Origin of the sequence: Desulfosporosinus sp. I2 (genome assembly GCF_000960765.1) — a bacterium.
Classification (GTDB): domain Bacteria; phylum Bacillota; class Desulfitobacteriia; order Desulfitobacteriales; family Desulfitobacteriaceae; genus Desulfosporosinus.
The window spans coordinates 1-297 of sequence record NZ_JYNH01000334.1 but is presented as its reverse complement, the minus strand read 5'-3'; the positions used below and the strand labels follow the sequence as shown (position 1 = coordinate 297).

Annotated in this window: 1 protein-coding gene; it reads left to right on the top strand. The window is 43.1% G+C overall.

What is annotated here, in order from left to right; translation table 11 throughout:
- A partial coding sequence (locus tag UF75_RS29735; RefSeq protein ID WP_207642513.1) for a hypothetical protein occupies positions 1-263 on the top strand: 263 nt, incomplete at its 5' end.
- Positions 264-297: the final 34 nt, after the last annotated feature.

Genomic DNA, 297 nt, shown 5'->3' with positions numbered 1-297 from the left:
AGCTGTTGTTTAGTTTTGAGAGACCAGATAATCGTAGTTCGATATTCGTGGTTCGTGGTTCGAATGAAAATTCGCTGCGCGAACAGGGAATTGAGAAACTCGGTAAAATGGAAACTCACTCACATGGGATTGAGAAGGAAAAGCAGAAATGCTGGACTGGCAATCCTACTATTTTTGACATGTTCTTTGGTCACCTCCCGCCATCCTTGGCTCCGGTGACACTCAGAACGTCCCTGTTCTTTGAAAACTGCATAGAGAAATAATCTAGTAAAAGTCGAAAGTAGTCACTTCGAAACG